This window comes from Arthrobacter sp. 01T428 (assembly GCF_056398685.1).
The window spans coordinates 204,437-210,599 of sequence record NZ_JBFTPW010000004.1 but is presented as its reverse complement, the minus strand read 5'-3'; the positions used below and the strand labels follow the sequence as shown (position 1 = coordinate 210,599).

Sequence of the window (6,163 nt, the reverse complement as noted above, 5' to 3'; positions counted from 1 at the left end):
CCTGGGGCTCGTGGCTCCGGCGAACACCATGGCTGAGATCGTGGCCGACCGGCTGCACGGCGGCCAAGCGACGTTCCCCGGCTTCGACACCGCCACCAAGCTCAAGCTCTCCGGCGTGGACGTGGCCAGCTTCGGCGATGCGTTCGCCAAGACCGAGCACTCCCTGGAGATCGTGTACGCCGACCCCGCCCGCGGCGTCTACCAGAAGATCGTCACCACTGACGATGCCAAGACCCTCCTCGGCGGGATCTTCGTCGGCGACGCCACCCCGTACATGAGCCTGCGCCCCCTGCTCGGCCGGGAACTGCCCGCCGAACCCGGCGCCTACCTCACCGCGGCCGGCGGCGGGGACGCCCCCGAGACCGAACTCCCGGACGACGCGATCCTCTGCTCCTGCAACAACGTGGCCGCAGGATCTATCCGGGACGCCGTCAACGCGTGCGGGACATGCGAAGGCAAGGAGCCGGTCCACGACGTGCCAGGCCTCAAGGCCTGCACCCGGGCCGGCACCCAGTGCGGTTCGTGCGTGCCGATGCTCAAGAAGCTCCTCGAAGGGGAACTAAAGAAGTCCGGCATCGAAGTCTCCAAGGCCCTGTGCGAGCACTTCGAGCTCTCCCGGCAGGAGCTTTTCGACGCGATCCGCGTGCTGGAGCTGACCTCCTTCGAGGACATCCTGGCCAAATACGGCACCGGCGCGGGCTGCGACATCTGCAAGCCCACCATCGCGTCCATCCTGGCCTCCCAGCATTCCGCGTACGTGCTCGACGCCGGCCGCGGCACCTTGCAGGACACCAACGACCGCGCACTGGCCAACATGCAAAAGGACGGCACCTACTCGGTGGTCCCCCGCATCCCGGGCGGGGAGATTACACCGGACAAGCTCGTGGTCATCGGGACGATCGCCAAGAAGTACGGCCTCTACACGAAGATCACCGGTGGGCAGCGGATCGACATGTTCGGGGCCCGCCTCGAACAGCTCCCGGAGATCTGGGGCGAGCTCATTGACGCAGGCATGGAATCCGGCCAGGCGTACGGCAAGAGCCTGCGCACCGTGAAGTCCTGCGTGGGCTCCACGTGGTGCCGCTTCGGTGTGCTCGACTCTGTTTCCATGGCCATCAACCTCGAGCTGCGCTATCGGGGACTGCGCAGCCCGCACAAACTCAAAATGGGCGTCTCCGGTTGCGCCCGCGAATGCGCCGAAGCCCGCGGCAAGGACGTCGGCGTGATCGCGACTTCGGAGGGCTGGAACCTATACGTCGGCGGCAACGGCGGCGCGAACCCCGCCCACGCCCAGCTCCTTGCCGGCGGCTTGGACGACGAGACCCTGGTGAAGTACATCGACCGCTACTTCATGTACTACATCCGCACCGCCGACCGGCTTCAACGCACCGCCCGCTGGCAGGAAGAGCTCGACGGCGGCTTGGAGCACGTGCGCCAGGTGGTCGTCGAGGACTCGCTCGGCATCGCCGACGAGCTCGAGGCCGCCATGGCCAAGCACGTCGGGTCCTACGAGGACGAGTGGGCCGCGACCCTGAAGGACCCGGAACGGCTGCGCCGCTTCCGTTCCTTCGTCAACGCCCCCGAGCAGGAAGATGAGGCCATCGTCTTCGTCCCGGAACGCGGCCAGATCCGTCCGGCCACCAACGAAGAGAAGAGCGCCGTCTTGATTTCTTCCGCGAGCATCCCGGTCCGCGGAAGGGACTAATAGCCGGTCGCTGAGCCTCCCAACATCGGGCGACGCTTGGTTCCGGACGTCTTAGCTCCAAAGGCTCAACCAGCCGAACAGGAAGCCGTCCACCCCGACCCACGCAATTCGCCCTAGGCTGATTACCACCTAGCTTGAACTACCGATTACCCGTAAGGCAATTGCCCCGCGATCCCGGGGCGGTCCCTTCCGACTGGGTCGGCTAGCGATGCCGGAATGCGGCCCTGGATCGAACGGGGACGCAGTTAAGGAACGCTCTGGACCACAGGCTTGCCCTGGGTAGCCGCTGTGGGAACCGAGAAAGGGTCGGAGCTACGGGAGATATGTGCATTTTCAAAAAGATGAATTGTATTAATTGATGAAATAAATGTTCACCCGCAAATTTGCACCGCTTCTACATTCTACAATTTTTACAACATCACTTCCTGTGAATGGCAGCAAATGACAATTCCTCAGCTCCACATCGGCGCCGGCACTCAGCTCGGCTCCCTAACCGTCTTCTCCGTTTGGACCAACGCGAGTGGTCAGCTCGGCATCAGCACCGGAACCGGCAGCCATCTGGAAGTGACGGAACTCGCGTCGGGCCCTCAAGTCGGCAAGCTCAGAATTAGGAATCACGGTGCCAAGCCAGCGCTTTTGCTGGAGGGCGAGTAGTTTGAAGGGGGCCACCAGCACAGGATCTGCGCACGGGATGTCGTCCTGGGCGCTGGAGAAGGTGGAGAAATCGATACCTATAACGTCGAAAGGGGCCGGTGAGCCGGTGGCACATCCCACAGTCGCAGGGCCTGCCGTGCGCCACTTACAGTGAGAGCAGAGCTCCACGGTTCACAGTCTGGCGGCCGTCAGGGGCGGATATGGGAGCGCGGTTCTCGATATCAGTGCATTAGCGGATCATCCCGACAGGCTCCTTGGTGGAACTCCTGAATACCAGCCGAAATAGGACGATCTCGCAGCAATTCCTGCTACCCCTCCCCTCGAATGCCAGCTGGAGTCATCCTCGGGCCTGGCGGAGCAGTTTTGATGATCGAAGTATTCGGGACGCACTCATTTTTCTTGCGACACTGCGTTCAGTTGGCCGATGCGGTTGCCGTGGATCTCCAGCTCTTCGCCACAATGCCGGAGGCTACCCCGCCAGCCCTAGATGTCCGGCAGTTGGCAACGAGCCTGAGCGATCTTGGAATCGCGCCGTTTGGCGACGACGTTTTTACGGTCCGTGACCACGAGACTCTCAAAAGGGAGTCTTTCTCGGTCCAGAACGGCTGCCACGCGGTAACCGGAATCAGAGTCGCGCTCCCGAATCGAACGCCGCAGTTCGCTCACTTGTCCGCCCGGAACAGGGAGCATCCCAGTAGCTTCTGCCTGAAGTTAGTCCCGAATCTTGGCACCGTGATGCCTCAGAACCGCGCATTCAAGGCTTTCGAAGAGGCCAAATGATAACGGCATTCCACCGAAATATTTCTCCCTTCCGACACGAACTCTCTGACCCGAAGTATTTGCCGCCTGCCAGGACGGGCACTATTGTCAAGTCTTAGCTGGGGGATCGTGTCAAACGAAATGAACTTGGGGTGCAGCCCAGGAGTCCTTTTCTCAGGGACAAGACCTCCGCTCGCACTCAAGAAGCAATCTAGACAGGATCTGCCATGACAGAAAACTACGCTCAAATTGATAAGAAGAATGTCAAGAGTAACGCCAAGGCCCAGGCCGCAGCGGACAAAGCTTACCGCAAGGCGTCCCGTCCGTGGTTCAAAAAGAAGCGCTTCCTTTTCCCGTTGATCCTTGTGGTCATCATCGTTATCGCGATCGCTGCCAACTCCGGTAAGAAGGACACCGCAGCAACGAGCGCTGCGGCCACTTCGACCGCGAGCACACAAGCCGCCGGTCCCGCTGCGCCAAGCGGGACCGCAGCTCAGCTTCAGGCACTGGCCGCAGCAAAGGGCTACCTGGATTCTGGCATCGGCTTCTCGCAGGCTTCACTTACCAAGCAGCTCACCTCAAGCGCCGGCAACGGATTCGCGCAGGCCGACGCCCAGTGGGCCGTCGATCACTCCGGTGCAGATTGGAACGGACAGGCCCTCAAGGCGGCAAAAGGCTATCTGACCTCCGGCATGGGTTTCTCGCAGGCTTCACTTACCAAGCAGCTCACCTCAAGTGCCGGTAACGAATTCACGGCGCCGCAGGCTGAGTCCGCTGTCGCCAATTCGGGTGCGGACTGGAACGCGGAGGCCGTCAAGGCAGCGAAGGGCTACATGTCCTCAGGCATGGGTTTCTCACGCCAGAGCCTGATCACCCAGCTAACCAGCGCTGCCGGCAACCAGTTCACCGATGCGCAGGCCGGGTACGCCGCCGACCAGGTAGGGCTGAAGTAACCGCCCGTCGTCCCGCCGGTCCGCAAATAGTGGGGAATTGCCGGCAAAGGCGCCGTCTGCTTTGCCAACAAGCAGCTCAACACGCTTTAAAACAAATTGATCGAACGAGAAAGCCCGCAGCTGAGACTGCGGGCTTTCTCGTGTTCAGCTACGGTTTTGGACTAGAGACCCGTCTGACTCACTCCGTATTCTGCCTGCTCCGGGGTGTAGCCCTCGTAGAGCAGTTGGTCGACCAGCCCGCTGCGAGAGAAGGAGGAGTGTTTCAGGTAATCCTTGGCCTTTTGGGCTGCCTGCACGTTCCAGTCGACTGCCACGCGGTCCACGGCCCAGGTCGCATCCTCGGTCGAATACTTCTCGTACTCCAGTTGTTTGATCAGGCCGGTCCGCGAGAAGGCGGAGTAATTGAGGTATTGAGCAGCTTTCCGCAGAGCGTTCTGCTGACTGACCGTCCCAGCCGCGGCCTTGGCAGCGGCAGCCTTATCTGCGGCAGCCTTGTCAACCGCAGCCTGTTCTGCTGCCGCTTTGTCAGCCGCGGCCTTTCGGGCGTCGGCAAACTCGGCTTCGGTTATGTTCACCGTCACCTCCACGTCACCCGAGTCTGACAGCTGGCCCGCCGAAGGCTTGAGGGAAACGACCGTGACAGTATGGTTCGGAATGCCCGTGGCCCATTTCTTTCCGTCTTTGCCGATAATAACGACGTTGAATCCGCCGGCCACCAAGGCGGTGAATGCAACATCCCAAGGTTTTCCGGAAACGTCGGGAACAGGATTTGCAGTTTTGCTTGGCGAGGGCGTGGATTTTTCCGTCGAAGATGCCGCTTGTTGGACTCCTCCCCCGCAAGCCGCGAGACCGCACATAAGAGTCATTGCCAAGACGGCAGAGAGGTAGCGCTTCATGTTCCCCGATTTCATTGTTCTGCAGTGCGGTGATGATTCCCCGCGATGGCGGGAGGATTCCCTAACTATAAGGGTCTAAGCCTTGGTCTACCGATCTGTCTGGGCCGGTGATCTGTACCCTATCGACCGCGTTCACCTGCTGGCACCCGGCTGCCTCCCAGCAAACGTTCATCTCGCAGTAACCGGTACTGGCTAGGATCGAGCCCATGATTAATATGATCCAGGCCATCGTCATGGGCCTGCTGCAGGGAATCACCGAGCTCTTCCCGATTTCCAGCCTCGGCCACAGCGTCATCCTGCCCAAGCTCTTCGGTTGGGGCCTGGACCAGAAGGCGCCGGAATTCCTGAACTTCCTCATTGCCACCCACCTGGCTACAGCAATTGTGCTGTTCTTCTTCTTCCTCCGGGACTGGATTGAGATTGCCAAGGGCCTTGGCCGTTCAATCCGGGACAGGAAGATTGCTCCGTCAGACACGTATGCAAAGCTCGGCTGGCTCCTCGTGGTTGGAACCGTGCCTGCGGGAATCATCGGTTTGGTCCTGGAGAAGCCTATCCGGAACCTCTTCGGTTCCCCGCTGATCGCCGCGGCCTTCCTGGTGGTCAACGGTCTGGTCCTTTTCGGGGCCGAACGCCTGCGGACAAGAGACAGCCGCCGTGCCGCGGAGCAGCCCGCCACCGCAACGGCTTCCGACGCCGAAATCGCCACCCTGCCGTGGAAGCGCGCCTTGTCAATCGGAACGGCCCAGGCAGCCGCCCTGATCCCGGGCATCTCCCGCTCCGGCTCGTCCATGGCCGGCGGTTTGCTGTCCGGGCTGAACAACGAGAACGCCGCGCGCTTCAGCTTCCTGCTCGCCACGCCGATCATCGGCGCGGCCGCCGTGCTCAAGCTGCCTGACCTTTTCACTCCGGCCATGGCCGACGAGCGTGGCGTGTTCCTGGTGGGGGCGCTGTGCGCGGGTGTCGCCGCATGGTTCGCCACCAAGTTCCTGCTTCGCTTCTTCGAGACCCGGACCCTGACACCGTTTGCCATCTACTCGGTGGTCGGCGGAGCGATCTACTTCATTTTGATGCTCGTCATGGGCTAGGGTCCGCTAATGGCATCGAGCCAAGGCATTGAAACTGTCAGAGGCCCCGCATAGGGTTTTGTCTGTCTCCACCACCCACACATGAAACCGTGGAACAACCGCGGTAACGAC

General features: G+C 61.3%; 6 protein-coding genes. 5 read left to right on the top strand and 1 reads right to left on the bottom strand.

Going from position 1 to position 6,163, the window contains the following annotated elements; all coding sequences use genetic code 11:
- The 4 genes from nirB to AC1DJB_RS07620 all read left to right on the top strand — a co-directional run.
- A partial coding sequence (gene nirB, locus AC1DJB_RS07635; RefSeq protein ID WP_441433466.1) for a nitrite reductase large subunit NirB occupies positions 1–1,705 on the top strand: 1,705 nt, incomplete at its 5' end.
- A gap of 441 nt (positions 1,706–2,146) precedes the next feature.
- Positions 2,147–2,359 (top strand): ARPP-1 family domain-containing protein, encoded by a 213-nt coding sequence (locus AC1DJB_RS07630; RefSeq protein ID WP_441433465.1) that lies wholly within the window; start codon positions 2,147–2,149, stop codon positions 2,357–2,359.
- 366 nt (positions 2,360–2,725) lie between these two features.
- Positions 2,726–3,139 carry a hypothetical protein gene (locus tag AC1DJB_RS07625; protein ID WP_441433464.1) on the top strand — a complete coding sequence of 138 codons (414 nt, stop codon included), beginning with the start codon at positions 2,726–2,728 and terminating at the stop codon, positions 3,137–3,139.
- 206 nt (positions 3,140–3,345) lie between these two features.
- Entirely contained in the window at positions 3,346–4,071 is a 726-nt protein-coding gene (locus AC1DJB_RS07620; protein ID WP_441433463.1) for an Ltp family lipoprotein, read from the top strand.
- A 161-nt stretch (positions 4,072–4,232) separates the two neighbouring features.
- On the opposite strand, the gene AC1DJB_RS07615 is transcribed toward AC1DJB_RS07620, so the two are convergent.
- Positions 4,233–4,967, bottom strand: coding sequence for an Ltp family lipoprotein (locus AC1DJB_RS07615; protein ID WP_441433462.1), 735 nt, complete (start codon positions 4,965–4,967; stop codon positions 4,233–4,235).
- Positions 4,968–5,173: 206 nt separating this feature from the next.
- Here AC1DJB_RS07615 and AC1DJB_RS07610 point away from each other — a divergent pair, with 206 nt between their 5' ends.
- A complete protein-coding gene (locus AC1DJB_RS07610; protein WP_476910125.1) occupies positions 5,174–6,052 on the top strand; it encodes an undecaprenyl-diphosphate phosphatase in 879 nt (292 codons plus the stop codon).
- Positions 6,053–6,163: the final 111 nt, after the last annotated feature.

What these genes read in the sequence shown, in the direction of transcription:
- AC1DJB_RS07630 (WP_441433465.1), top strand. Translation starts at nt 2,147, where the DNA reads ATGACAATTCCTCAGCTCCACATCGGCGCCGGCACTCAGCTCGGCTCC.
- AC1DJB_RS07625 (WP_441433464.1), top strand. Translation starts at nt 2,726, where the DNA reads ATGATCGAAGTATTCGGGACGCACTCATTTTTCTTGCGACACTGCGTT.
- AC1DJB_RS07620 (WP_441433463.1), top strand. Translation starts at nt 3,346, where the DNA reads ATGACAGAAAACTACGCTCAAATTGATAAGAAGAATGTCAAGAGTAAC.
- AC1DJB_RS07615 (WP_441433462.1), bottom strand. Translation starts at nt 4,967, where the DNA reads ATGAAGCGCTACCTCTCTGCCGTCTTGGCAATGACTCTTATGTGCGGT.
- AC1DJB_RS07610 (WP_476910125.1), top strand. Translation starts at nt 5,174, where the DNA reads ATGATTAATATGATCCAGGCCATCGTCATGGGCCTGCTGCAGGGAATC.